Below are 23,805 nucleotides of genomic sequence, written 5' to 3' on the forward strand. Positions count from 1 at the left end.
CGCTGTCTCTGCGGCGCGCCGAATCCGGCGACCGGTGGTGGTGGGCCGCCGGTCGGCGGCGCTGCTGGGGGAGACCAGGTCAGTCGGGCGCGGTGGGCAAGGTGGCGGCCTCCGCGGCGGCGCTTTCGGCCCACGCAGGCGCGACGGTGCGGAACAACCGCTCGGCCGACAGGTAGTCCGCCCGCGCCCCGGGGACGTCGCCGACCGCCCCGCGGGTCCGGGCCGAGCAGAGCAGCGCCGACGCCTCGCCGAAGCGGTTGCCGAGTCCGCGATAGATCGGTAGCGCCTCGTCCAAGCGGGCACGGGTCTCCTCAAGACGACCCTCCACGCGGGCGATCTCGGCCAGCCCGTGCAGGGTGTTGGCCTCCCCGAGCCGGTTGGCGATGGCCCGGTGGATCGGCAGGGCCTGGTCGAGCAGCCGGCCGGCCTCGGCATACTGCCGACCGTGGCGGGCGACATCGGCCAGCCGCTGCAGGGTGTTGGCCTCGCCGAGCCGGTTGCCGATCGCCCGGTGGACGGGAAGGGCCCGGTCGAGTAGGGCGGCCGCCTCGTCCGGCCGTCCCTGCAGCCCGGCGACGTCGGCCAGGGCGGTCAGCGTCGTCGCCTCCCCGTGCCGGTTGCCGATCGCCTGGTGGATCGGCAGCGCCTGGTCGAGCAGGGCGTGTGCATCGGCATACCGGCCCTGGAGGCGGGCGACGTCCGCGAGGCTGGTCAGGGTCGTTGCCTCCCCGCGCCGGTCGCCGATGTCGCGCTGGATCGGCAGGGCCTGCTCCAGCAGATAGGTCGCGTCGGCGTGCCGCCCTTGCCGGATGGCGACCATGGCGAGCCGGTGCAGGCTGCCCGCTTCGCCGCGGCGGTCGCCGAGGTCGCGCTGGATGGGCAGGGCGTCCTCGAGGAGGTCGACGGCCTCGGCATACCGGGCCTGCAGCCGGGACAGGTCGGCCAGCCGGGCGAGGACGGCCGCCTCCCCGAGCCGGTTGCCGAGCGAGCGGTATGCCGTCAGGGCCTCGGCGAGCGCCGCGGCGGCGTCGTCGTGGCGACCCTGACGGATCGCGACATCGCCGAGCGCCCGGATGGTTGCCGCCGCGGCGACCCGGTCACCGCTGGCTCGCTGGCGCGGCAGCGCCTCCTCCAGCAGGGCCACCGCCTCCCCGAGACGTCCCTGCAGCCGGGCGACCTCGGCGAGCCCGGTCAGCACGCCCGCCTCGCGATCGCCGTCTCCGCTCACGCGGTAGCTCTCCTTGGCCTGCTCCAGCAGGATGAGCGCGGCGCCGTAGTCACCGCGCAGCCGGGCCACGTCCCCGAGGGCGGCCACCGCGTCGGCGACGCCGCGCGGGTCGTCACTCGCCCGGTGCGCCGCGAGGGCCTCCTCCAACAGGGCCTCGGCATCGGCATACCGGTCCTCGGCGACGGCGATCTCGGCCAGGCCGAGCAGCGCATGGCCCTGCGCCGGCCTGTCCCCTCGTGCGCGCCCGACGTCGAGGGCCGCGTCCAGGTGGGCGCGGGCTTCGCCGAAGCGGCCCTGGGCCAGCGCCGCCAGCGCCGCGTCCTCGTGCTGCCTGGTCACGTCCGTCACCACGCGATGGTATGCCGCGGGCTCCCGCAGACGAACTCGCACGCGAGGCGGGACGCAAAAGCGGACAATGCACGGACATTGTGGCCGGACTGGTATTACCGCGGCGTTACCGACCTCCGATGCAGTGATGGCACCACCAACGGAGGGGAAGACCACGATGATCGACACCACGCCACTGCCCACCGCGTCACCGGCTGACGCACCGAACGCCGCACCGACGCCCGGGGCATCGGCGAGGGTTTCATTGACGTGGAAGGCCCCGACGCTCGTCCGGTTCGGGGCGGCCGCAACTCTCGGCGCGCTCGCAGTCGTCGTGAGCGCTCTCCCGGTGAGCGCGGCGAGCGCCGGCCCGGCGCCGTCTGGCACCGCGCTCGCCGGCGGCGGCTGCGGCGACTCCTACTTCTGGGGCGGGTGAGCCGCCAGCCACCTGGCCGGTCGCGCTGCGCGGCCGGTCGCCGACGCGCTCGCTTTGGCTCGCCGGCTGCTCAGGAGGTCATGTTCTTGTAGCGGAACGGCTTGAAGGTGCCGTAGCCGGACCAGTAGGGGTAGGGGATTTGCCGATAGACGGCGCCGCCGCGGGAGGAGGACTCCTCGTAGGCCCAGTAGTAGGTCTTGGCGGAGTTGGCCCACTTGTCGAACAGCAGGACGTGGAAGGAGCTGTTGAGCATCGCATCGCCGCGGCGCAGGTCGGACTTGGAGATGTAGCGGCCGATCGAGGGCATCGTGTAGGTCGTGTAGCCCGGCTTGGTCAGGCCCCAGGCCATCGAGACATAGCCGGAGCAGTCCATCCGGTAGCCCTGGTAGGTGCTGGACTGGCTGTAGCCGACGCCGCGGTCGACCCAGACCTTGGCGCGGGCGACCGCGGTCGAGCCGCTGATCGGTGCCCGGCCGGCGGAGGAGTCGGCGTGGGCGGCGCTGGCCGGGACGCCGGTGGCGAGGCCGGCGAGGGTGAGCAGCGCGGCGGCGCGGCGCGAGCGGCATACGGACAGAACTGGCATGGGGGATCCTCTCGGGGGATTGGCGGCCCGCTCGGGGGTGGGGGCGCCAAGGAGGTGCCGTGCACGCTAGCCGATGGACACGAGGGCTGGGAAGCCTTCGTGCCCATCGGTCTTGCGCGAGGATCGCGAGATCAGCTCATGCCGCTGTAGCGGAACGGTTTGAAGGTGCCATATCCGGACCAGTAGGGGTAGGGGATGATCCGGTGGGTAGCCCCCACCGACGGGCTCTCCTCATATCCCCAGTAGGGCGTGTGCGACGAATTCGCCACCTGTCGAACATCGTCACGTGGCTGTCGTAGGCGAGCAGCGCGTCGCCCCGCTTGAGCTGGCCTTTGTCGATGAACCGGCCCACGTCCTGCAGGTTGCGGGTCGTTCGCCCGGGTTTGGCCAGACCCCAGGCCATCGAGAGGTATCCCGAGGTGGGAGGCGTTCTCGTTCTTGAGGGCGGAGTTGAGGTTGCGTGATGTGCGGGGTCCACACCCCATCTCAGCCGCAGATCGTCAGGTGCGCGCAGACCCGGCTGATGCGCAGATCACCGGCTTACGGCAGGAAGAAGGTCTCCGCCCGGGTGCCACCGGCATCATCAGGGGGTGAGAAATCCGTGTGCCCAGGTCCGCGAGAACTTGGTCGCCAAGCCGACGCTAGCGCCGCCGAACTCATCAGCCGCAACGTCACCGAACTTACCTGCAGCGCAACCCGCCTCGTCTTCACAGCCTGGTAGGTGGACGATGAGTTGCGGGAGGTTCTTGCTGCGGCACAGTGAGACCCAGGTCGGAATGGTCGCCGACCTTGGGGTTGTGGCCGGCGACGAGCCCCAGCATGGCCACGACTCGGCCGGGTCTATGACATCGTCACGCGGGAGCCGTTGCGGCAGCTCGGAATCGTGGGTCCGCCTTCGCCCGTCTGCCCACCCTGGCGCGCGAGCCCGTCGACGGCGGTGTTTCAGGCCTCGTCCGATGGGCAGGTATCTCGCTCTAGCGAGGCGCCGCCTCTGACCGCCGAGCCGGGGGCTGGCCTGGGAGGTCATCGCAAGAGGGTGGCGCGCAGGTGGTCGGCCACCCACGTTTCGGTGTCGTCCCAGGACCACCCGCGCCGCAGCAGGAGTGACCAGAACTCGGGAGACATCGCCATCCACACCAGATCGACGGCTCGGGCCTCGTCGATCCCGGGCCGCAGCGCGCCCATCGCCGTCAGGTCGGCGACGATGCCCCGAGCGCCGAAGAGCCGTTCGGCGTCGGCGGTGTCGGCGATAGGGGCCAGGTCCTCATCGCCGGCAGTCGCCGCCGCCCGGATCTGTTCGTAGACCGGCAGGATGCGTTCGGCGACGATCCGCATCAGGTGGGCGTATCCCGCGACCTTCGACGCTGGGTCGGCGTCGTGCAGGACGGCCTGGAACTCCGGCCGTTCGCGAAACGGCACGTCCGCCTGGTCGCCGACGAGCGTGACGTCGTACACCCGCTTGACGAGATCGGCCTTGGTCCGAAAAGCCTTGTACAGCATCGCCGATGAGACGCCGGCCTCGTCGGCGACATCGCTCAGGGTCGTGCCGGCCCAGCCCTTGTCCCGAAGCAAGCTTGCGGCTGCGTCGACGATGCGGCGTTCGGTCTGCTCGGCCCGGGCCCGGCGCGTGGGGCTGTTGTATGCGCGGCGGGCCTGCGTCGCGGGTTTCGGCACTGCTCCTCCTCATTTGGGTTGACAGACATCTTACCAAAAGCTACTTTGGGTGAGTCAGTGATCTACTCAATGTGGAAGGAGGAACCCATGAACCTGCCCGTCATCCTCGGAGCCGTGGCGGCGACACTCTTCGCCGGCAGTCATCTCCCGATGCTGCATCGGGCCCTGCGCACCCGGGATCTGCGCTCCTACAGCGTGCCGAGCCTGGTCCTGGCCAATGCCGGGAACGTGCTCTATGCGGGCTACGTCTACAGCCTGCCGCTCGGGCCGCTGTGGTTCCTCCATGCCTTCTATCTCGCCTCCACCGCCGTCATGCTCAGCCTCCGGCTGGCGCCGACCCGGATCGAGGCACGCGAGGACAGGAGTTCGCCATGACCGCCCTGCAATACGACAGCCACAACGCCGGCCAGAGCACGGATCTCGATGCGCGACAAGGCAGTAGGCTCATCAGTCCGGGCGATCCGGACTACGCCGACGCGGCGCGTTCGTGGAACCTGTTGTCCGTCCATCGCCCGGCGGCGGTGTTTCGGGCCGAGTGCGCGGCAGATGTCGTCGCAGCTGTGCGGTATGCCGCCGGCGCCGGCCTTGGGGTCGCCGTCCTGGCCACCGGCCACGGCACACCGTCGGTCGGTGCGGACACGGTCCTCGTGAACACCTCCGCGATGACCGGCGTGCGCATCGACTCCGAGCGCGGCACCGCGACCGTCGGCGCGGGGGCACGCTGGCGGGACGTCCACGCCCGGTCCGCGGCATACCGCCTGGTCGGCGTCAGCGGATCCAGCTCCCAGGTGGGCGTCGTCGGGTTCACCGTCGGCGGGGGATTCGGGTGGCTCAGCCGCCGGCTCGGGTTCGCCGCCAGCTGGGTTCGGAAGGCCGAGGTCGTCACCGCCGACGGCCGCCTCGTCTGCGCCACTGCGCAGGACCATTCCGACCTGTTGTGGGCGCTTGCGGGCCGGGTCGGGAATCTTGGCGTGATCGCCAGCCTGACCTTCGACCTGCATCCGCTGACGAGGGTGTATGGCGGCAACCTCTACTTCCCGTTGACCCGGGCCCGTGAGGTGCTCGAGTGCTACCGCGACTGGTCCTCCACTCTCCCAAGGGAATTCATGTCCGCGCTGGCGTTGCGCCGGTTCCCGCCCGCGCCCACCGTCCCGGAGCCGCTGCGCGGGCTGGCGCTGGTGGCTGTCCGGGCGTGCTACAGCGGGCTCGACCTTCCCGTTGGCGCGGAAGTCGTCGACTCCCTGCGGAGGATGCTGCCGGATCCGGTGCTCGACACCTTCGGCGAATTGCCCGCGACCGACCTCGACTCGATCAGTCTCGACCCGACCGTCCCGGTCGGTGCGGTGCAACGCGGCGAAGCGCTAACGTCCTTGGACGACAACTCCATCGACGCGCTCCTCGCGGCTGCGGGACCGCACAGCGGGTCGCCGTTCGTCATGCTGGAGCTGCGTCAGCTCGGCGGGGCTCTCGACCAGGCGCCCCGGGGTCCGCATCCGATGGCGGCCACCTCCGCGGCCTACACCATGAACGCGATCGGGTTGGCGGCCAACGCAACTGAGGCACGGGACATGCGCGAGCGCCAGGACCACCTCGTCGCGCACCTGGGGCCAAGCCTGACCGGAAGCACCTACCTCAACTTCCTCGACGGGGACCCGCATATCAGCCCCGAGCGGGTGCGGGCCGCATACACCGCCGACGACTATGCCCGCCTGCGGGCGATCAAACGCCGCTACGACCCGACCAACGTGATCTGTAGCGGACGACCCATCCCACCACAAAGCACGACCGATATCTCTGAAGGAGAAACACCATGACCATCCTCGTCACCGGCGTCACCGGCGCCACCGGGACCATCGGCAGCCGACTCGTCCGCGCCCTCGCCGCGCGCGGCCACGAGACGCGAGCCATGGTGCACCGCACGGCAGCCGAACCACCACCCCTGCCGGAGGGAGTGCGCGGGGTCGTCGCGGACTACGGCGATCCGGCGAGTCTCGATGCGGCGTTGCGCGGTGTGCAGCGGCTGTTTCTGGTCTGCCCCAACGGCCCCGACCAGGTCGCCCATGAGCTGGGCCTGATCGACGCGGCGGTCCGCGCCGGCGTCGAGCGCATCGTGAAGGTCTCTGCACGGGGAGCCGACCCGGCATCGCCGGTCGCCTTCTGGCAATGGCACGCGGCGATCGAGAATCACTTGTGGGCCAGTGGTATTCCATCGGTCGCGCTACGGCCTGGCTTCTCGATGGCCAACGTCCTCGGCCACGCCGACGACGCCCGCACCCAGGGCATCGTCGTCGCGCCCGAGGCGAACGCTCCCATCGCGATGATCGACCCCGACGACGTCGCACATGTCGCCGCAGACCTCCTGACCCGGGACACCCTCGTCGACGAGCGCGGGATCCTCGAGTTGACCGGACCCGAGACGGTGACCCTTCGCCGACATCGCCGCAGAGCTGACCAGCCTCACCGGGCGGCCGATCGCCTACGTGTCCGTCACCGACGCGCAGACCAGGGACTACCTCGGCGGCCGCGGCGTCCCACCGTTCGTGATCGAGCAGATCCTCGCGGTCTTCGCCCACCTCCGGGCGGGGGGTCAGGCCAGCATCACGCCCGCGGTGACGAACCTCCTGGGTCGGCCGGCGAGGACGCTGCGCGAGTTCCTGAATGCCCATGCGAAGGCGTTCACCACGGTGCCGGAGCCCACGGTGCCGGAGCCCACGCTGGAGTCGGCGCGCTGACCAAACGCAGATGCGCGGAGTTGGCCGGTCGCGGCCAGGAAATTCGTTGGTCTCCGCGGCACTTCTCGGTCACAGTGAATGGCTGTGATCACTGTCCGCGGCCTAGTCCGCTCCTTCGAGGTGACCGAATGCGACGGCGGTCTGTCCGGCGCTCTGCGTTCGGTGCTTCGTCGTCGGCACCGCACGATCACGGCCGTGGACGAGGTGAGCCTGCAGGTCGGGCCCGGCACCGTCCTCGGTCTGCTCGGCCCGAACGGGTCCGGCAAGACGACGACCCTCAAATGCGATGCGGGGCTGCTGACTCCGACGAGTGGCACCGTCGATGTCCTCGGATTCACCCCGAGCCGGCGCGAGACTGCGTTCTTGCGCCGGCTCGGCTTCGTCATGGGTCAGCGGTGGCAGCTGCATCCGGACCTTCCCGTGGCCGAATCCTTCGTACTCCACCGGGTGATCTATGACCTCGACCGGCGCGAATTCGACCGCACGAGAGCCGAACTCGTCGAACTGCTCGGGGTCGCCGAGCTCGGCAGCCAGCCGGCCCGGCAACTCAGTCTCGGCCAGCGGATGCGCTGCGAGTTCGTCGCCGCGCTGCTCCACCGGCCACCCGTCCTGCTGCTGGACGAACCCACGTTGGGCCTGGACTTCGACGCCCAACGCGTCATCCGCGAGTTCGTGCGACGCTACGTCCACGAGACCGGTGCCGCAGCCATCCTCACCTCGCACTACCTCGCCGACATCGAGGCCCTCGCCGATCAGGTGGCGACCATCAGCCGCGGCCGGCTGACGTTCACCGGCTCGCTGCGCGAGCTGCAGGCGCTGGCGGGGGATCGCAAACACCTCACGGCCCAGCTGGACCGTCCCCTGGATCGTGCCGTCCTGGAAGCGATTGGCCGGGTGGTCGCGCACACCACGGCCACCGTGACAATCGAGGTGCCCCGGGCTCGGGCCGGCGCGGCGCTGGCAGCCCTGGAGTCACGCGACGACGTGGCGGACGTCTCCCTGGCTGACCCTCCGCTGGAGGACACCCTGACCGTCCTCTACGCCGATGCCCCGGCGGGATCCCTCGCGCCGGCCGCGGCCGACATCGGTGGCGCTTCCGGAGCGGCGAGCCGGTGACCACCCTCCCGCTGCTCGGTCGCCGAACCAGTCGGCTGGCCCGCACGTATGCCGCGCTGCTGCGCGTCGAGGCGCAGGCGGCCTCGGCATACCGCTGGGAGTTGGTGCTGTCGGCGTTCGCGTGGATCGTGCCGCTGGCGTTCCTGGCCTTGTGGAGTTCGGCGGCCGCGGACGGCCCGGCCGGCGGTATCACGCGCACCCAGTTCGCGACCTACTACTGCCTGCTGTTGTTCACCACGAGCCTGCAGGTGACCATGCCCGTCATCTTCGAATTCGGGTGGCAGGTCTACTCCGGTCAACTGTCGGCGCAACTGCTGCGGCCGGTGCACCCGATGCACCAGATCGTCGCGCGCGCAGCCGCCGCCAAACTCTACGGACTGCCCCCGATGTTGCTCGTCGTGCCGATCGCCTTGTGGCTGACCGGGGCTCGCGTGCAGACCGGGCCCGACGACTGGCTCCTGGCGGCGATCGTCAGCCTGCTCGGGACGGCGGCTCTCGTCCACCTCGCGGCGATGTCGGCGGCGATCGCCTTCTGGATGACCAAGGCCCAAGGTGTCCAAGGCCTGCTCCTCGGCGTCGAATGGGTCATCGGCGGCCTGGTCGCGCCCGTCGCACTCCTTCCCGGTCTGCTCCCGGATATCGCTGTGCACCAACCACTCTGGTTCGCCAACGGCGCAGCCCCCGAGATCCTCAGCGGGATCGGAGACCGCGGCTGGTGGCTCGCGGGGGAGGCGCTCGTGTGGCTCGTCTCTCTCCACGCGGCATACCGGCTGATCTGGCGCGCCGGTCTGCGCCGGTATGAGGCGGTGGGCACGTGGGCGAACTGCTGCGCACGATCCGCGCTCTCGCCCACTGCTGGCGCGCGGAGTTCAGCGCCGCGTCCGAGTACCGGGCGGACCTGATCAGCGGCACCTTCGTCTCGGCCATCTGGCTGGCCGTGTCGGTGGCCCCACTGCTCGTCGTCTCCACGCACACGAGTGCCGCCGGTTGGACCCGGCCGCGGCTGCTGCTGCTGTCGGCGGTCTGGTATCTGCTGGACGCCGTCGTGTGGATGATCATCGGCAACAACAGCGCCCGCCTCGACGAGCGGGTCCGCGACGGATCCCTTGATGCCGTTCTGCTGCAACCGGTCAACTCGCTGCTGATGTGTTCGCTCCGGCACCTTTATGTCCAGGACGTGCCCAAGGTCGCCCTGGCGATCCTGCTCGGCGGGTATGCCGTGGCCAGCGGCGGTGGACCGGCCACGATCGTCTCGGGTATGGCCGCGCTGGTCACCATCGCGTGTGCCTGCGTCCTGATGTGGGCCGCGGGAGTCCTCTCCAGCTACAAGTCGCTGTCGGCTGTCCGCTTCGACGGCTGGCGGGTCATGACCGGGGTGCACGACCTCGCCCGCATCCCCACCCCGCTCTACGGGACCACGCTGCACCTCCTGTTGACCGTCGTGCTCCCGGTGAGCTTCCTGACCACCGTTCCGGCGCAAGTGTTCTTTGGCGACATCCCGCTGTGGTGGGCGGGACTCTCGCTCGCACTCGCCACCGCCGTGGTCAGCCTGACGGCGGGGCTGTGGCGCCGCGAACTGCGCCGCTACACCGGAGCCATGAGCTGACCTTGGCGCCACAGCCCCGTCCCGGATGTGAATTCTCCAACTCGGCGCTGACCACTTCGTTCGCCACCTGCCGAATAATGGCGAGACCCGGAGCCCTGTCCCGGTCGGGGGATCGCGACTCCGCCTGAGGTAAGGCCGGAAGTGGTCGCATCCGGCCGAGATGTCCGAAAGCCGACCGCGTCACCGGATCCTCGGGCACTCTGATGGTCATGGATGGGCCACCTGAGCCCTCACAGGCGTGATACGACGCGGACGTTCGTCTGATCATCGACGGCCGCAAGGTACTGCTCGTCGGTGGCATGGCGACGAGTTGGACGGCAACCGTCGACCGGATGCGACGGCTCGGAGCGACCGACGTCGCCGTCCTGGCGAGCGAAGGGCTCGGTGCGCAAGATCGGGCGCTGTGTGGTGGTGCACGACACAGGGCTGGCACGGGGGAGCGTCGCTGACCGAGTGGGTCCGCACTCCGGAGGAGGCGACCGTGGCGCAGGCTGCCCTCGACGGCCACTGCCGATCGGTTCGCGTCATGCCATTCCTCGAAGGCATCCCGTGTTCGATCCACGGCATCGTGTGCGCGGACGGGGTTGCTGCCCTGCGGCCGGTCGAGATGGTAGTCCTCAGACGAGGCCGCACGTTCGTCTACTGCGGGGCGGGAACCTTCTGGGATCCGGCGCCCGAACTCCGCGAGGAGATGCGGAATGCCGCCCGCCGAGTCGGGGTGAGTTGGCATCGGAGGTCGGATTCCGTGGTGTGTTCACCGTCGACGGTGTCGCGACACGAGATGGGTTCCGCCCCACCGAGCTCAATCCACGAGCCGGTGGTGGTCTGATGACGATGGCGCGCGGAATCGACAACTTCGCACTCTTCGAGCTGCTCGATCTCATCGTTGCCGGACTCGCGATCTCACGGACGGCGGCGCAGCTCGAGGTGAAGCTGCTGGCGGCAGCGGACAGCACACGACACGGGGGGACCTGGACGGTCGAACCCACGCTCGAGACCGAGTTCCCAGGACGCGCCTCTGGTCCGACGGAGCAACGTGGAGCCCCGAACCCGGCTCCTTCCCGTCCGGCGTCGCGGACGGCGGCAATGGGCTCATCCGGTGTCAGTTGCAGGACTGGCCGACCGGACCGAGCATCGCCCCGGCAGCGCCGGCCTTCTGGGACTGGGCCGATCACACACACGGCACGCGCGCCGCATTGCTCACCGGTGGCCGCCTCGAGGTCGTCGATCCCGGGGAGTCGCAGGACATCGGGATCGACTGGCAGGACCCGCGGGCGCTGACCGACACCGGTGACCGGGAGGCCACCGAGGCGTGGACCTGGGCCGGTCCGGCTCGTTCGGTCACCGGCCGCACCTGGGGCGGTTGCGTCGAGGTCCTGCAATGGCTACTCACCGCTGGGCGCTTCCCGTTCGACGCCGCTGTCCTGGACGGCGGCGTGCTGCTGCTGGAGAGCTCGGAGGAGATGATCCCGGCACGTGAGTTCGGCTTCATCGTCCGGTCCCTCGGCGAGCGCGCCTTCCTCGCGGCCGTCGATGCCGTGGTCTCGCCGGTCCCCCGACCTCGGATCACGACACGCGCCCGTCACCGGATGAACGCCGGGCGAAGCGAGATGCCCAGCGCGACAGCGTGATCGAGATCGTCGCGGCCTCCAACCCCGACGCCGTGGTCGTTGTCGGACCGCCGTTCGGCCACACCAGCCCGCAGTGGATCCTTCCCTTCGGAGGAACGATGACCGTCGACGGCCAGGACCAGCGGTTGTACGCCGACTACTGACCGGTAGGTCTGTCGGTTGGCACCGTATGTGGTGCCAACCCGAGGACCGTAGCCAAGCCCGTTCACCCGGCCCGTGACCATCAGGTAGCCCCAGCCCATCGCCGCCTCGTCGAGATGGCGGTCGCCGAGGCTTGCCAGGGTGTCATCAAGCTCCGCGGCGCTCTCGGGTTGGTCGGCCAGGGCGCGATAGACAACGATGGTCGGCCCGTAGTTGGCCTTGAAGAAGTCCCGGAACATCGCGCCGGTCGAGAAGGCGGTCACCGGGTAGTCGCGCCGCATCATCGTCAGGTCCGACACGCGCGCCCCGAACAGCGTGCTGACGTGCTCCTCAGCGCCCCACAGCGGCGGCGGCTGGCTGCCCGCCGGGGTGGGCGGCGCGTAGGGCTTCAGGGCCTCGAACATCTGGCCGATGAAGCCCTTGGGCGTCCAGTTGGCCATGGTGATCGTGCCGCCCGGGCGGCATACGCGGAGCAGCTCGTCGGCCACTACCTGGTGATGGGGCGCGAACATCGCTCCGACACAAGAGATGACGGCGTCGAACTGCCCGTCCGGGAAGGGCAACGCCTCGGCGTCGCCAGCAACGCACTCGACGGCCAGCGCCGCGTCCGCGGCCCGGCGGGCGCACTCGGCAAGGAGCGCATCGCTCAGGTCCATGCCGGTCACGCTCGCGCCTCGGCGCGCCGCCGGGAGGGTGGCATTCCCCGTGCCGCAGGCGATGTCGAGGACCCGGTCGCCGGGGTTGATTCGGGCGGCGTCGACGAGGTGCTCTCCGAGGAGCGGTATGACCGTGTCGGCCACGGTGGCGTAGTCGCCCAAGCCCCACATCGCGCGGTGCCGGGTCTTTAGGTCGTCAAGCTCGAGCGCGAATCTGCTATCCATCCCGCAACGGTTCCCGGCGGGCCGCCCCGAGGACCAGTACAGACCCTGGACTAGGCCGGTACAGTTCCGCGACCCATCATGGGCAGATGACCACAACCGAGCCAACGGATCACGCGCCGGCCGCCCGCGACGACACCGGCAGCAGCGCGGCGGGTGCCTTCGGTCAGTACTGCCCGATCTCCCGCGCGCTAGAGGTCCTCGGCACCCGGTGGTCGCTCCTCATCGTGCGCGACATGATCTGTGGGACAACGCGATTCAACGACCTAGCCCGCGGGCTCCCGGGGCTTTCGCGGACGCTGCTCGCGCAGCGGCTGCGTCAGCTAGAACGCGCCGGGATCATCGACCACGTCAGGGCGGAATACGTCCTCACGACCGCCGGCCGCGACCTGGAGCCGCTCGTGTTCGCTCTGGGTGCCTGGGGAGCCCGGTGGGCCTTCGAGGATCCCCGCCCGGATGAACTCGATCCGGAGCTGCTCGTGTGGTGGATGCACGGCCGCGTCGATACCACCCGCTTCCCCGGCCTGCGGCATGTGTTACGGGTCGAGTTCACCGACGACCGGCGCGTTTATTGGATCGTCATCGAACGCGGCAGCGCGTCGGTGTGCCCGAGCGATCCGGGGTATGCCGTGAACCTCACCATCCGCGCCTCAGTCAGCGACCTCTACCGCGTCTGGCTCGGGCGCCTCGGGATGATGGCCGCCGTCCGTCAAGGTCTGGTGAGCCTGACGGGGGAGCGGGCCTGGACCAGGTCGGCGCACGAGATCCTGCAGCTCAGTCCCGCGGCACCGCCGGTCATGGCCGCCAACGAGCCCTAAAACCGTGCCCTAACCGTCAGCCGTTGCCCTCTGCCAGGTGGAGCGGACGTGGCCGAAGGAGTCCGCCATGGCGATCGAGCGTCTCCGAGCGTGCTCCTGCCCATCGCCGACAACGAGCGCCCCCAGAAGACGACCTTGCGGAAGAGGTAGCGCGCGACCTCGTCGGGCGTCAGCAGTGCGTGGACCAGCTGGCGGCGAGGAACCGAGGGAGCCCGCCGCGCACCAGGCCGAGACCACGGTGAAGACGGCGACGCCCGCGACGTAGACGGCGGTGGCCTGGAGGAGGGCCAGCATGGCCCCCAGGGACGTCACCACGAGAACCGTCCGCCCGGCAACCCATCCGGGGCGCGGCGGCAGCATCGACCCCGAACTCGTCCGGGCCGCCGGCGGCCGCCGCTGCGGGCGTATTGGCCGCCCGAAGCCAACTCGTCGAGGCGATCGGGGGCAGTAAAGTGGGCTCATTCGCATCAGACTGCCTGCATGAGGATGCTGTTTTTTCTGCATGCGTACGACGGTCGAGCTGGACCCCGATACCGCGAAGGCCGTGGAACGGATGCGCCGCGAGGAGGGCAAGGGGGTCAGTGAGGCCGTCAACGAACTCATGCGTCGCGGCATGCTCACCGAGAATGACCGCCCGCCCTTCGTCCAGCGGACCCGGTCCCTGGGGATCAGCATCGGCGTGTCGAACGTCGCCGACGCCCTCGACTACCTCGAGGGACCCGCGCGCTCCGCAACCCGTTGAGTCCCCGCGAGGCGTGGAGCCATGTCGAGGATTGGCTGGGCGCCCCCGCGAGCTGGGTGCCAGCGCCGGGACCAGGCCATCGAACTCTGCTCGGAGGCCTCCTCATCGACCTTGACCTGCGTGCCGGACTGGTCAGTGATGCCGCGCTCGCGGCCATCTGCCTCGAACACGGCCTGGCCATGGTCAGCGCCGACAGCGACTTCGCCCGGTTTCCCGGTCTCCGGCGCCTCAACCCCCTGACGGGACGATCGTCGGACGCGTGACCGCGTCATGCCGACCTGGTGATCCGATTAGCGACCCGCCAACTCGGCGAAGGCGGCCGGAGGGGCCGGCGTGGGCAGCGCGCCCACCTGCCACAGGGCCTGCAATTCGTCGCGCACCCCCCAATGCTCGACGAGCATCCCGTCCTGTTCGCGGTAGAGGTGCATGGTGGGCATCGCATACGGCTTGCCGGTCGCCGGGAAGCCGAGGTGGCCGCTGTTGTCGACTCCGTGCGCGGTCGCGTGGATGGCGACGTAGTCACCCTCGGCGACGACCCGGTGGACCTCGTAGCGCAGCTGCAGCACGTGGTGGAGGAAGGTGAAGGTCTGGGCGTAGGCCGTCCGGCCGGTCGGCATCCACGGCGGTACGCCGTGGTCGACGAAGTCCTCGCTGACGAGGTGGTCGAGTCGGTCGGTGTCACCCGATTGGAGGACATCGAGGACCGCCATGGCGAGTTCTTGTGCAGTAGTCATGAATCTGGTTCTCCTGGATGAGTGTTGGCTAAGACAACCACGGTCGCGCGAGCCTGGTGCCCGCGGCAAGGTTGTTGGAACGCTTCGCCCTTTCGTTCCACTCGGGCCAGGTCACGGCCGAGCCGTAGTGTGGTCGTATGGCCGTCCCGACGCCCGACCCGCGGTTGGCCGAGACGCGCCGCCGGGTGCTCACCGCAGCCCGGGGACTCTTCCTCCAGCGGGGGTAAGACGGCGTCAGCGTGGCGTCGATCGCGCGGCACGCGCGGGTCAGTGTTCAGACGGTCTACAACGCCGTCGGACGGAAACCGGCGTTGCTCAAGGGGGTGTGGGACATCACGCTGGCGGGTGACTTCGAGCCGGTGCCGATGCTCGATCGCCACCTCGCCACCTCGGTGTGGGAGGCGCCGGACGGCCGCGAGGCGCTGCGCCGGTATGCCCGGATGGGCCGCGTGATCTACGCCCGCGTCGCCCCGGTGGTCCCGGTGTTGCTCGCTGCCGCCGGCAATCCCGACGTTCGTCCGGTCTGGGCCGCCGTCGACGCCGAACACGCCGCGGGCACGAACGCGGTGGCGCGCAGCCTGGCCGAGAAGTACGGGCTCCGGGACGGACTCTCGGCGGCCGAAGCCGCGGACATCCTGTGGACCCTGACGTCTCCGGACGTCGCTGATCGCCTCGTCCGGCGCCGCGGCTGGTCGCTCGAACGGTATGAGGGGTGGCTCGGAAATGCGATGGCGGACAGCCTGATCGGTGATCGGGCTACATCGACGACGTGACGTTGGTGGCAGGGTTCTCCGCCGCACTCAACAGACGCACGTTGCCAGGCCGCGCGCGCCAAGGGGCGCCACGGGAGTAGGTGTACTTCGCGTCGAAGCACGCCACGAAGGCGTCGGACATGACGAGGTCGGCCAGCGTCAGCGCCCTGGCGGCCCTGACGCGGTTGTAGCCCTTGGCCGTCACCGTTCCGGAGTGCCTCATTGAGTTGGGCTCGGCGGGTCGTTGGATCCGGTCGAAAGCACCGATTTCGCCATTCCGCCACGGAGCACACCGGACGTGCCTACCGTGAGGTGTATGGATGATGATCAGACCACCACGCTGGCGGCCATCGAATCGGCCGTGGACGACGGCAAGGCCGTCGTCTGGGAGATGGCGCCACCATCGTCGCCATGATGCTCGACACCCTGAACCAGGGCCGTTCGGCCACCTTCTACGTTGACCCGGCGCTCGCCGAGCGCATCATGCGGATCTACTGGACGCCGCGCCGGATCCAGGAGATCGGCATGGAATTGGTCTCCGAGGAGGTCCGCCGGCGGATCGAGTCCGAGCTGGCGTCCCCGACATGGGGCCGTGGTATTCCAACACGAAGATGCCGAACGGCACGTTGAGCTACGGCTGTTGCAGCGGCCCGGGCATCATCACCGCCTGATGTGACCTGCGCACCTCTACCGTGGACTGGATGACGTCGCCGGCGCAGGTGGAGGCCTCGCAGCGAGTGCGCTTCGCGACCTCCAGCGACGGGGTGCGGATCGCGTATGCCGTGCTCGGTGCCGGACCTCCGGTAGTCCTCGACGCGTGCTGGCTCAGTCACCTGGAGTTCGACTGGCGCAGTCCGGTATGGCGGCACTATCTCCTCGAGTTGGGCAAAGTGGCCACGGTGGTCCGCTTCGACGAACGCGGGCACGGACTCTCCGACCGAGCGGTCACCGATTTCTCCCTCGAAAGGCGGGTCGATGACCTGGCCGCTGTCATCGACGACGCCGGTCTGGACCGGTTCGCGCTCATCGCGATGGCGCAGGGCGGCCCGGTGGCCTTGCACTACATCCACGCCCATCCCGGCCGGGTCACTCGGTTGGTGTGCGCCAGCACGTATGCCGGTGTGGCACAAGAGATCACGCAGGACGACCGGGACCTCGAGGCGGCCTTCGAGGCGATGATCCGGGCCGGCTGGGACCGCAGTGACCCGCTCTTCCGGCGGGTCTTCACGACGATGATGATCCCCGACGCGACCGAGGAGCAGATGGCCTGGCTCGACGATCTGCATCGGCGCGCGGTGTCGGCGCGGACGGCATACGCCGCCCGGCGGGAGCGGAACGAGGCCGAGGCGGGCCACCTGCTGGCGGAGATCGACGTGCCGACCCTGGTCATCCACTCGAGGCACGAGCGGATGAACGCGTTCGACAAGGGCCGGGCGCTCGCCGCCGGCATACCAGGCGCGCGGCTGGTCGCGCTGGAGAGCAACAACCACATCCTGCTCGAGGACGAACCGGCGTGGCCGGTGTTCGTGCGCGAGGTGACCGAGTTCCTCGGCCTCGACGGCCTTGGGAGCGCAGACCCCGTTGTGGCAGAAGCGCTCACACCACGAGAACTGGACGTCCTGCGGCGGGCCGCTCAGGGTCAGTCGAACCCCGAAATCGCCGACGCACTTCACCTCAGCGTCCGCACCGTGGAGCGGAACCTGCAGTCCGTCTACGCGAAACTCGGCCTGTCCGGACCGGCCGCGCGCGCCGGCTCGGTTGCCTGGCTGTTGACCAGTCCGGCGACTACGCGCCGGCCGACACCAGAGGGCCAGCGGGCCACCGGAGTTGAGTGACGGCACTCTCGTCACCTGCCTGCGGCGCGATTAGCCTCGAGAGCATTCCCGGCGCCGGCCGGGCGGCGAAAGGAAACGATCATGGGCAAGGCAGCCATCAGTCTCTCCACCGGACTCGAGGACCCGGAGAAGGTGACCGTCGCGTTCCTCGTGGCCGTGGGGGCGGCTGAGTCGGGGCGGCCGACGATCATGTTCCTCACCAAGGAGGCGGTCCGCCTGGCCGTGCCGGGCGTGGCCCGCGCCGTCGGCCTGCGAGGGGTGCCCGCCGCTGGACAACCTCATGCAGCGGTACGCCGCGGCGGGCGGCACGATGATCGCTTGCGGGATCTGTGTGGACGCCAAGGGAATCGACGCCGGCAACCTCGTCGACAACGCGACCAAGGCCGGCTCGGTCCAGTTGTGGGAGTGGATCGGGGACGAGGGCGCGACGACCTTCAGCTACTGAGGTCGATCGCTCAGTCCAGTGCGTGCGCCTGCTGCAAGGCCTTCGCGCCGACACCGTGCAGGGCGAGCAACTCCTCGTCGGTTCGTTCGCGCAACTGCGCGAGGGTCCGGATACCGGCGCCCGCCAGCGCGCGGCGAGCCCGGGCCGCGAGATCCTCGAAAGGATCTACCGGCTCACCGAAGTGTTGCGCCACAAGCCTTTTGGGCGCCTTTGCCGCCCACGCGTCGGTGATCACCTCGACGAGGTCGTCGCGATCGAACTCGCCAAGGCGAGAGAGCTGAACCAGCACGGCGGCGTACGTGCGGAAATGGTCGATGTCGAAGAAGGATCCGCCGCTGCCCAGCAGGGCGGCCTTGGCCTCCATATCCGGCGTGTGCACGACCAGCAGGTCGGTGTACAACTCCCCGGACTCCGGATCGATCGCCGTCTTGTGCGGCGCGTGGTAGAGCAGGAAGCCCTTGCCCCCGACCTTCCGCGTCGGCCGGTCGCCCCACGAGATTCCCAACTCGGTCCCGGGCAAGCCGGCGGCGATCGCATCGACATCCGCCGGCGTCGCCTTGGTCTTCGCCATGACGTTCACGCTATCCGGGAGTCGGTCCCCACCCACCCCGGCCGGATAACGCGGGTTAAGCCAAAGTAGAGCCGGGGTTAAAGGCGGGGTAAGCGAGGTGTAAGCGAGTCCTCTTAGCCTGACGCGCGAACGGCATCACCCCTGCCGGTCGGGATCTCGCAGGGCCATCATGTTCCGTCGGCTGCGTCTGCTGCTCATCATCGTTTCCAGTCTCCTGCTGGCCGTCCCGACGGCCACGTCGAGCAGCGCGTTGGCACCAGCACGAATGGCCCCCGGGATCACCCAGGCGGCCCCCGTGGTCCGGATCACCACGTCTAGTCCGTTGCCGCGCGCCAAGGTCGTCGTCCCCTACACCAAGGCACTCGTCGCCACCGGCGTTGGCCCGTACTCGTGGTCCATCACCTCGGGGGCGCCGCCTGCCGGGCTGGTCCTGACCACCAAGGGGGTGCTCTCCGGAACGCCCACGGCGGGCACGTCGGCGACCTTCACCGTCAAGGTGGTCGGGGCGGGCGGTGCGAGCGCGAGCAAGCCGTTCACGCTGGCCGTCGACACCCTATGGGTCGCCACCCCGGCACTCCCCGCCGGTCAGGTCGGCAAGCCGTATGCCGTCACCTTGGTGCCCGGATGCACCGGCCCGTTCACATGGTCGCTGGTGGCGGGATCCGGCACCCTCCCCCCCGGGGCTCAGCCTGAACGGCGCGAGCGGCATCCTGTCGGGGACCCCGACCGCCGCCGGGACCAAGTCGTTCAAGCTAAAACCCGTTGGTGCGGGAGGCAAGAGCGTCACGAAGCAGTTCTCCGTCAAGGTCTCCGCGGCCGGAGCCTTCGCGATCACGACCACCAGCCTGGCTGCCGCGACGGTCGGTTCGGCGTACAGCGCGACGCTCGCGGCCACGGGCACCGGCGCGACCACGTGGACGCTGTCCGCCGGCAAACCGCCCGGCCCCGTCCTCGCCAGGACGACCGGCGTGATCAGCGGCACCCCGACGACCCAGGCCAGCGCCTTCTTCACCGTCAAGCTCGTCCGGGGCGGCGCCACCACGACCCAACCGCTCTCGATCACCGTCGCCCCCGGCGCGGGTGCGGTGACCATCACGACGACCAGCCTGCCCAGCGGGACGGTGGGCAGGGCATAGGGCACGACCCTGGCAGCGACCGGTCCCGGGCCGATCACCTGGGCGCTCGAAAGTGGTTCCCTCCCAGCGGGTCTCGACCTGGATAGCGGCACCGGGGCGATTACCGGCACGCCGACGGCGGCCGGCACGGCAAGCTTCACCGTCCGCGCGACCGGCGCCGGTGGCGCCAGCGCCACCACGGCATTGTCGATGACCGTGGCCCCCGCGGGAGCGGCGTGACCATCACGACGACGAGCCTGCCGAATGGGACGGTGGGCACGGCATACAGCACGACCCTGACGGCGACCGGGTCGGCCCGTTCACCTGGGCGCTCGACGCCGGCTCCCTGCCGGCGGGTCTCGCTCTGGCCCCGGCCACCGGGATCATCTCCGGCACCCCGAGCGTGCAGGGCACCTCGAACTTCACGGTCCGGGTCACCGGCGCCGGTGGGGCCGGCGCGACCAAAGCCCTGGCGATCACCGTGACCGCCTCCGCGTCGGCCGAGGACTGGGCGCACCCGATGCACGATGCCGGTCACTCCCGCTGGGCGCCGCAGGAGAACGTGATCACCCCGGCCACCGCAGCCACTGTCCGCGAGGAATGGTCGAGCGCTGAAGGGCTGAGTGCCATCCCCGGCAACCGGCTCTACGTGGCCGGCCGCAACCCGCAGAACCCTGACGAACGCGGCCTGGCGGTCCACGATCTGACCACCGGTTCCCTGCTGTCGCAACGATCCACCGCACAAGACGAGTGCTCCTAGGATCCCCGCGCGGTCATCGTCACCGCGACCGTCGTGATCGTCAACTGCTACGACAACCTTCGCGCGCTGGCGCGCACGGGGGCGCACGAGCTGAGCTGGCAGACCAGCGATGTCGACCCGGGGACCAATCGCACCGGAATCTCCGTCAGCGGGGACACGCTGCTGGAGTGGTCCCAATCCGAGAGCGTCACCGCGCGCCGGATCACGGATGGCCAGCGGCTGTGGCAGGTCCTGAATCCAAGCGGTGCCGGCACCGTCCGCGATGTCGTCGTCAGCGGCAGCACGGCCGTCGTCCTCTACGATGACCGGCTGCGCGGCCTCAACCTCGCGACGGGTGCCCAGACGTGGGTTGTCTCGGGGATGGTGGCCGGGACGATCGTGGCCTCAGCGGACGGCTGGGTCTATGCGAACAAGGACCTGGGAGTGGCGCTACAACGCGGCAACGGGTGCCCTCGGGTGGGCCGTGCGTCCATCGACCGACATCTAAGGCATCGCCGGCGTGGACGCGGACACGGTGTACGTGTGGCGCGCGGTCGTCGACTTCGGCCCGCCGTCGCCGTCCATCCTCCAGGCGCTGCGGCCCGGGGACGGGTCGATAAAATGGACGTATGACGTGCCGAGCCGGCTCAGCAGCATCGTCAGCGGTGGCGGCGGCTTCGCCAGCACCGGCGGCGGGGTCATCTGGCTGACCTCGACCGAGATCTACTCGCAGGGACGCGGCAGCGACCTGATCGCGTTGAACCGGGCGTCCGGCGCGCTACTGAAGCGGATCTCGTTCACCGACAACATCTATGGCATGCAGCCCGCCTTCGGCAACGGCAAGGTCGTCATCGAACAAGGGGGCAGCTTCGCCGGCCCGTCGCCGCGGATCACCCGGGTGTTCGGCCTCGGCCCGGTGCTTCCGACGATCGATACCAAAGTCGTGGCGACGGCCCGCCCCGGCCAGGCGTATTCCGCCGCGCTCGCCGCATCTGGGGGCACGGGGCCGTACACCTGGAGCATGACGGAGGGCACCCTGCCCGCCGGCCTGACCCTGTCGAGTGGCGGGACGATCACGGGCACGCCGACCGCCGCGGGGACGCAGTGGGTCACCGTCCGGGTCGCCGATTCCCGCGGCGCTAGCCGCACGCGGGCGCTGGCCGTGGCGGTCGTCGGGGTCGGCACGCCGAGCTGGCCGACACCGCTCGGCGGGCCGGACGGCAACCCGTTCGAGCCGGCCGAAACCTCGATCGGCCTCGGCACCGCCTCCCAGTTGGCCCTGCGCTACTACTTCGCGAAGCCCCCGCCCCGCATGCGTACTGGTATCCCTACGCCTCGCCGGTGGTCTCCGGGAACCGGCTGTATGCCGTCCGGCAGGACGGCACGATCGGAGCCTGGGACACGAGCGGATCGAGCACCAACCGCCAGCCGCTGTGGACCCGGGCGGCCGATCCGGCGAACCCGGCGAATGTCTTCACCACGGCGGTGTCGCTCGGCAACGGCGTGCTGTATGCCCAGGACAACGACAGTCACATTGTCGCGGTGCGGGCCAGCGATGGTGTCATTCTCTGGCGCTCCGCGGATCTCGGGACCGGGAGCACGGAGGCGCCGATCCCGATGGGCTCGCGGGTCATCGTGGCGGCCGACTACTCCGTGCTCGTCCTCGACGCGGCCACCGGGGCGACGCTCTGGTCCCAGCCCGCGATGTTCCCGGACGTCGCCGCGGATGAAACCCGGGTGTATGTCCGCTCGACGTGCCGCACCCGGGCCTTCGACCTCGCCACCGGGGCCGTGGCGTGGGAGCGCACGGTCTTCCCGGACGACAGCCCCACGACCTGTGGTGACACCATGGCGAATGACCCGTTGCCGATCATCGACGGTGACACCCTCTACGTGCGCTCGCTCAACGGCGTGGCAGCCCTCGACCCGGCCGACGGCACGGTGCGCTGGAGCGCGAGGATCATCCACTGTGTCGGGATGGTGGTGAGCGCGGGCACCGTGATCACGATGGGGACGGCGGACAACGTCAACGGGCAAATGCGGGCCCTCGACGCCCGAACCGGATCCGAACTCTGGCGCGCACAGACCGACTGGGCGCACTGGAGCGCCTCGGCGGGAGATCTGATCCTGATTGCCAACGCGGGCATGAAGACGCTGAAGGGGTATGACCGCACGACCGGTGAACTGGTCTGGAACGGCGGTCAGGTCTCGACCGGGACCTCACGGGCGGACCCACCATCGCGGGCGGCCGGATCTACATGGCGACCCGCGCGGACGGCATCCGCGTCTACGGGCCACTGGTGTAGGAACATGGTCCCGCGGTGCCCGCCCCTCCGGGGCACCGCGGGGAGACGAGGAAGTAGTCGCCTCAGCGAACCCCGCCGACGTGGGATACGAACGCGATCACATCGTCGGCGACGAGTTGCGGTTCCTCCAGGGCGGCCCAGTGGCCACCGCGAGGCATCACGGTGTAGCGCTGGACGTCGAAGAAGCGCTCGGCGAACTCACGCGGCGGCGTGCCGATGTCCTGAGGGAAGAGGGCGAAGGCAGTGGGAACCTCGATCCGCGCCGGCGCCCACTCGCCAGAGCCCGCGTCGCCTCCGGCGCCCCAGGCGTCGGATTCCCCTGCGCCGGGTTCCCATTCACCGGCTTCCCAGCCACTCGCCGGGGAGTCGCCGGTCTGCCACTCGCCCGACGTAGCAGCATCCTCGTTGCCCCAGTCGGCGGAGCCTTCCGACTCGGCGTCCCAGGACGACGTGTCCCAGGTGCTGGCGGGCTCGGAGTACAGCCGCACCGAGGAGCGGAAGGAGTCGGTCAGCCACATGGTTGCCACGCACCGCACGATGTCCTCATCGCGCACGTTCGCGCCCGACCAGGCGTCGTACTTCTCGGCGATCCACGCCAACAAGCCGGCGGGCGAGTCGGCGAAGGCCGCGGCCAGGGTGTCCGCCTGGTGCGTGTGCGCCGAGACGTATGCCGCGCTTTGACCCCACTGATCGAGGTGGGTCAAGTAGGCGCGCTCAGCCTCGCTCGCCGTGCCGCGGTCGACGAAGAAGGCCCGGTCGAACGGCGGCTGCAATAGGTGCAGCGCGGCGACCGCGTCGGGGTGGGCGGCGGCTAGCGCCGCCCCGACCATGGCGCCCCAGTCGGTGCCGTGCACGGCATACGAGGTGTAGCCCAGCCCGGTTACGAGGGTGTGGACGTCCTCGGCCACCAGACCGGGGGATAGCTCCCCCGAGGGTTCGTCACTGAGCCCGAAGCCGGCGGCGGTTGGTGCGACGACGTCGTGGCCGGCGGCGACCAGCAGGGGGATCAGGTGGCGGAACTGCCAGGGCGTGTCCGGCCATCCGTGCAGTAGCACGATCGGCAGGCCATCGCCCTCGGCGCGCAGGTGCAGGTAGTGCAGTCGGCGACCGTCGGCGGTGGCGGTCAGGCTCGAGCCGAGCCCGGCATACTCGGCCTCGACGGCCCGGTAGTCCAGGTCCCGCCACACCTCGATGAGGGCGGCCACGCGCTCGGCGCTGATCCCCTCTAACGGTGTGGCAGAAGGCTTTTGGCGACGCACACGGTTGAGGCGGGCGGCCAGGTCATCGAGGTCCTGCTGGGCGGTGGGGTCCGGTGTCGTGGTGGTCATGATCGTCCTTCTTGCGGTGGTTGGTGTGTCTCAACTCTGCCCGCGGGTGCCGACACCGGTATTGAAGA

The 23,805-nt window shown here is 69.8% G+C and carries 30 protein-coding genes and 5 pseudogenes; 24 read left to right on the forward strand and 11 right to left on the reverse strand.

What is annotated here, in order from left to right:
• Window positions 1-79: 79 nt before the first annotated feature.
• On the reverse strand, window positions 80-1,576 hold the full coding sequence (locus tag V9G19_RS01895) for a tetratricopeptide repeat protein (RefSeq protein WP_462283797.1): 1,497 nt from the start codon (window positions 1,574-1,576) through the stop codon (window positions 80-82).
• A gap of 127 nt (window positions 1,577-1,703) precedes the next feature.
• On the opposite strand from V9G19_RS01895, the gene V9G19_RS01900 reads away from it, so the two are divergent.
• The gene (locus V9G19_RS01900) at window positions 1,704-1,991 is read left to right on the forward strand and encodes a hypothetical protein (protein ID WP_462283798.1); all 288 of its coding nucleotides are present in this window, start codon (window positions 1,704-1,706) and stop codon (window positions 1,989-1,991) included.
• A 70-nt stretch (window positions 1,992-2,061) separates the two neighbouring features.
• On the opposite strand, the gene V9G19_RS01905 is transcribed toward V9G19_RS01900, so the two are convergent.
• From V9G19_RS01905 to V9G19_RS01915, 3 genes are all read right to left on the reverse strand, one after another.
• A complete protein-coding gene (locus V9G19_RS01905; protein WP_462283799.1) occupies window positions 2,062-2,574 on the reverse strand; it encodes a hypothetical protein in 513 nt (170 codons plus the stop codon).
• 131 nt (window positions 2,575-2,705) lie between these two features.
• Window positions 2,706-2,843 carry a hypothetical protein gene (locus V9G19_RS01910; protein ID WP_462283800.1) on the reverse strand — a complete coding sequence of 46 codons (138 nt, stop codon included), beginning with the start codon at window positions 2,841-2,843 and terminating at the stop codon, window positions 2,706-2,708.
• Window positions 2,844-3,597: 754 nt separating this feature from the next.
• A complete protein-coding gene (locus tag V9G19_RS01915) occupies window positions 3,598-4,248 on the reverse strand; it encodes a TetR/AcrR family transcriptional regulator (RefSeq protein ID WP_462283801.1) in 651 nt (216 codons plus the stop codon).
• A gap of 87 nt (window positions 4,249-4,335) precedes the next feature.
• On the opposite strand from V9G19_RS01915, the gene V9G19_RS01920 reads away from it, so the two are divergent.
• The 3 genes and pseudogenes from V9G19_RS01920 to V9G19_RS01930 form a co-directional block, all read left to right on the forward strand.
• Window positions 4,336-4,623 (forward strand): hypothetical protein, encoded by a 288-nt coding sequence (locus V9G19_RS01920; protein ID WP_462283802.1) that lies wholly within the window; start codon window positions 4,336-4,338, stop codon window positions 4,621-4,623.
• On the forward strand, window positions 4,620-6,062 hold the full coding sequence (locus tag V9G19_RS01925; protein WP_462283803.1) for an FAD-binding oxidoreductase: 1,443 nt from the start codon (window positions 4,620-4,622) through the stop codon (window positions 6,060-6,062). Before V9G19_RS01920 ends, V9G19_RS01925 begins: the two co-directional genes overlap by 4 nt.
• Window positions 6,059-6,559 (forward strand): annotated as a pseudogene (locus tag V9G19_RS01930) (NmrA family NAD(P)-binding protein); the annotation flags it as partial. The gene V9G19_RS01925 and the pseudogene V9G19_RS01930, both read left to right, overlap by 4 nt.
• Here V9G19_RS01930 and V9G19_RS01935 read toward each other — a convergent pair.
• Complete coding sequence (locus V9G19_RS01935; protein ID WP_462283804.1) at window positions 6,467-6,709, reverse strand: hypothetical protein; 243 nt, start codon at window positions 6,707-6,709, stop codon at window positions 6,467-6,469. The pseudogene V9G19_RS01930 and the gene V9G19_RS01935 overlap by 93 nt on opposite strands.
• Window positions 6,710-6,728: 19 nt before the next feature.
• On the opposite strand from V9G19_RS01935, the gene V9G19_RS01940 reads away from it, so the two are divergent.
• From V9G19_RS01940 to V9G19_RS01965, 6 genes are all read left to right on the forward strand, one after another.
• Window positions 6,729-6,980 (forward strand): hypothetical protein, encoded by a 252-nt coding sequence (locus V9G19_RS01940; protein ID WP_462283805.1) that lies wholly within the window; start codon window positions 6,729-6,731, stop codon window positions 6,978-6,980.
• An 84-nt stretch (window positions 6,981-7,064) separates the two neighbouring features.
• A complete protein-coding gene (locus tag V9G19_RS01945) occupies window positions 7,065-8,096 on the forward strand; it encodes an ABC transporter ATP-binding protein (RefSeq protein ID WP_462283806.1) in 1,032 nt (343 codons plus the stop codon).
• A complete protein-coding gene (locus V9G19_RS01950) occupies window positions 8,093-8,998 on the forward strand; it encodes an ABC transporter permease (protein WP_462283807.1) in 906 nt (301 codons plus the stop codon). The genes V9G19_RS01945 and V9G19_RS01950 overlap by 4 nt, the downstream gene beginning before the upstream one ends.
• Window positions 8,911-9,702, forward strand: coding sequence for an ABC-2 family transporter protein (locus tag V9G19_RS01955; protein ID WP_462283808.1), 792 nt, complete (start codon window positions 8,911-8,913; stop codon window positions 9,700-9,702). The genes V9G19_RS01950 and V9G19_RS01955 overlap by 88 nt, the downstream gene beginning before the upstream one ends.
• 1,106 nt (window positions 9,703-10,808) lie before the next feature.
• Complete coding sequence (locus V9G19_RS01960) at window positions 10,809-11,333, forward strand: hypothetical protein (RefSeq protein WP_462283809.1); 525 nt, start codon at window positions 10,809-10,811, stop codon at window positions 11,331-11,333.
• The gene (locus V9G19_RS01965; protein ID WP_462283884.1) at window positions 11,330-11,476 is read left to right on the forward strand and encodes a hypothetical protein; all 147 of its coding nucleotides are present in this window, start codon (window positions 11,330-11,332) and stop codon (window positions 11,474-11,476) included. Before V9G19_RS01960 ends, V9G19_RS01965 begins: the two co-directional genes overlap by 4 nt.
• A gap of 429 nt (window positions 11,477-11,905) precedes the next feature.
• Here V9G19_RS01965 and V9G19_RS01970 read toward each other — a convergent pair.
• A pseudogene (locus V9G19_RS01970) lies at window positions 11,906-12,355 on the reverse strand (class I SAM-dependent methyltransferase); the annotation flags it as partial.
• An 86-nt stretch (window positions 12,356-12,441) separates the two neighbouring features.
• On the opposite strand from V9G19_RS01970, the gene V9G19_RS01975 reads away from it, so the two are divergent.
• The 3 genes from V9G19_RS01975 to V9G19_RS01985 all read left to right on the forward strand — a co-directional run bounded on the left by V9G19_RS01975 (window position 12,442) and on the right by V9G19_RS01985 (window position 14,175).
• A complete protein-coding gene (locus tag V9G19_RS01975; RefSeq protein WP_462283810.1) occupies window positions 12,442-13,170 on the forward strand; it encodes a winged helix-turn-helix transcriptional regulator in 729 nt (242 codons plus the stop codon).
• Window positions 13,171-13,672: 502 nt separating this feature from the next.
• Window positions 13,673-13,912 carry a ribbon-helix-helix protein, CopG family gene (locus V9G19_RS01980; RefSeq protein ID WP_462283811.1) on the forward strand — a complete coding sequence of 80 codons (240 nt, stop codon included), beginning with the start codon at window positions 13,673-13,675 and terminating at the stop codon, window positions 13,910-13,912.
• Window positions 13,909-14,175 carry a PIN domain-containing protein gene (locus V9G19_RS01985; protein ID WP_462283812.1) on the forward strand — a complete coding sequence of 89 codons (267 nt, stop codon included), beginning with the start codon at window positions 13,909-13,911 and terminating at the stop codon, window positions 14,173-14,175. Before V9G19_RS01980 ends, V9G19_RS01985 begins: the two co-directional genes overlap by 4 nt.
• A 27-nt stretch (window positions 14,176-14,202) precedes the next feature.
• Here the strand turns inward: V9G19_RS01985 and V9G19_RS01990 are convergent, their stop codons facing one another.
• Complete coding sequence (locus V9G19_RS01990; protein ID WP_462283813.1) at window positions 14,203-14,646, reverse strand: ester cyclase; 444 nt, start codon at window positions 14,644-14,646, stop codon at window positions 14,203-14,205.
• A 239-nt stretch (window positions 14,647-14,885) separates the two neighbouring features.
• Here V9G19_RS01990 and V9G19_RS01995 point away from each other — a divergent pair, with 239 nt between their 5' ends.
• Window positions 14,886-15,419, forward strand: a complete 534-nt coding sequence (locus V9G19_RS01995; protein WP_462283814.1) for a TetR/AcrR family transcriptional regulator — start codon at window positions 14,886-14,888, stop codon at window positions 15,417-15,419.
• Here the strand turns inward: V9G19_RS01995 and V9G19_RS02000 are convergent.
• The gene (locus V9G19_RS02000; protein WP_462283815.1) at window positions 15,403-15,603 is read right to left on the reverse strand and encodes a hypothetical protein; all 201 of its coding nucleotides are present in this window, start codon (window positions 15,601-15,603) and stop codon (window positions 15,403-15,405) included. The genes V9G19_RS01995 and V9G19_RS02000 overlap by 17 nt on opposite strands.
• 206 nt (window positions 15,604-15,809) lie before the next feature.
• Between V9G19_RS02000 and V9G19_RS02005 the strand changes: the two genes are divergently transcribed.
• From V9G19_RS02005 to V9G19_RS02015, 3 genes are all read left to right on the forward strand, one after another.
• Complete coding sequence (locus tag V9G19_RS02005) at window positions 15,810-16,028, forward strand: hypothetical protein (RefSeq protein WP_462283816.1); 219 nt, start codon at window positions 15,810-15,812, stop codon at window positions 16,026-16,028.
• A gap of 71 nt (window positions 16,029-16,099) precedes the next feature.
• Window positions 16,100-17,233: an alpha/beta fold hydrolase gene (locus V9G19_RS02010; RefSeq protein ID WP_462283817.1), complete on the forward strand. Its 1,134-nt coding sequence runs from the start codon at window positions 16,100-16,102 to the stop codon at window positions 17,231-17,233.
• A gap of 280 nt (window positions 17,234-17,513) precedes the next feature.
• Window positions 17,514-17,678, forward strand: coding sequence for a hypothetical protein (locus V9G19_RS02015; protein ID WP_462283818.1), 165 nt, complete (start codon window positions 17,514-17,516; stop codon window positions 17,676-17,678).
• A gap of 10 nt (window positions 17,679-17,688) precedes the next feature.
• On the opposite strand, the gene V9G19_RS02020 is transcribed toward V9G19_RS02015, so the two are convergent.
• The gene (locus tag V9G19_RS02020) at window positions 17,689-18,249 is read right to left on the reverse strand and encodes a DNA-directed RNA polymerase subunit alpha C-terminal domain-containing protein (RefSeq protein ID WP_462283819.1); all 561 of its coding nucleotides are present in this window, start codon (window positions 18,247-18,249) and stop codon (window positions 17,689-17,691) included.
• 265 nt (window positions 18,250-18,514) lie between these two features.
• Here V9G19_RS02020 and V9G19_RS02025 point away from each other — a divergent pair.
• Window positions 18,515-18,613, forward strand: a pseudogene (locus V9G19_RS02025) (hypothetical protein); the annotation flags it as partial.
• Here the strand turns inward: V9G19_RS02025 and V9G19_RS02030 are convergent.
• Window positions 18,598-18,816, reverse strand: coding sequence for a hypothetical protein (locus tag V9G19_RS02030; RefSeq protein ID WP_462283820.1), 219 nt, complete (start codon window positions 18,814-18,816; stop codon window positions 18,598-18,600). The pseudogene V9G19_RS02025 and the gene V9G19_RS02030 sit on opposite strands and share 16 nt — an antisense overlap.
• Before the next feature lie 35 nt (window positions 18,817-18,851).
• On the opposite strand from V9G19_RS02030, the gene V9G19_RS02035 reads away from it, so the two are divergent.
• The 6 genes and pseudogenes from V9G19_RS02035 to V9G19_RS02060 all read left to right on the forward strand — a co-directional run.
• A complete protein-coding gene (locus V9G19_RS02035) occupies window positions 18,852-19,385 on the forward strand; it encodes a putative Ig domain-containing protein (protein ID WP_462283821.1) in 534 nt (177 codons plus the stop codon).
• 33 nt (window positions 19,386-19,418) lie between these two features.
• The gene (locus V9G19_RS02040) at window positions 19,419-19,604 is read left to right on the forward strand and encodes an Ig domain-containing protein (RefSeq protein WP_462283885.1); all 186 of its coding nucleotides are present in this window, start codon (window positions 19,419-19,421) and stop codon (window positions 19,602-19,604) included.
• A 43-nt stretch (window positions 19,605-19,647) separates the two neighbouring features.
• Window positions 19,648-20,124 (forward strand): Ig domain-containing protein, encoded by a 477-nt coding sequence (locus tag V9G19_RS02045; RefSeq protein WP_462283886.1) that lies wholly within the window; start codon window positions 19,648-19,650, stop codon window positions 20,122-20,124.
• A gap of 33 nt (window positions 20,125-20,157) precedes the next feature.
• Window positions 20,158-20,736, forward strand: a complete 579-nt coding sequence (locus V9G19_RS02050) for a hypothetical protein (protein ID WP_462283822.1) — start codon at window positions 20,158-20,160, stop codon at window positions 20,734-20,736.
• A gap of 184 nt (window positions 20,737-20,920) precedes the next feature.
• A pseudogene (locus V9G19_RS02055) lies at window positions 20,921-21,262 on the forward strand (Ig domain-containing protein); the annotation flags it as partial.
• 182 nt (window positions 21,263-21,444) lie between these two features.
• Window positions 21,445-22,287 (forward strand): annotated as a pseudogene (locus V9G19_RS02060) (outer membrane protein assembly factor BamB family protein); the annotation flags it as partial.
• Window positions 22,288-22,471: 184 nt separating this feature from the next.
• Here the strand turns inward: V9G19_RS02060 and V9G19_RS02065 are convergent.
• Window positions 22,472-23,737 carry an alpha/beta fold hydrolase gene (locus V9G19_RS02065; protein ID WP_462283823.1) on the reverse strand — a complete coding sequence of 422 codons (1,266 nt, stop codon included), beginning with the start codon at window positions 23,735-23,737 and terminating at the stop codon, window positions 22,472-22,474.
• Between the last annotated feature and the right edge of the window lie 68 nt (window positions 23,738-23,805).

Source organism: Nostocoides sp., from assembly GCF_037045025.1.
Taxonomy (GTDB): domain Bacteria; phylum Actinomycetota; class Actinomycetes; order Actinomycetales; family Dermatophilaceae; genus Nostocoides_A.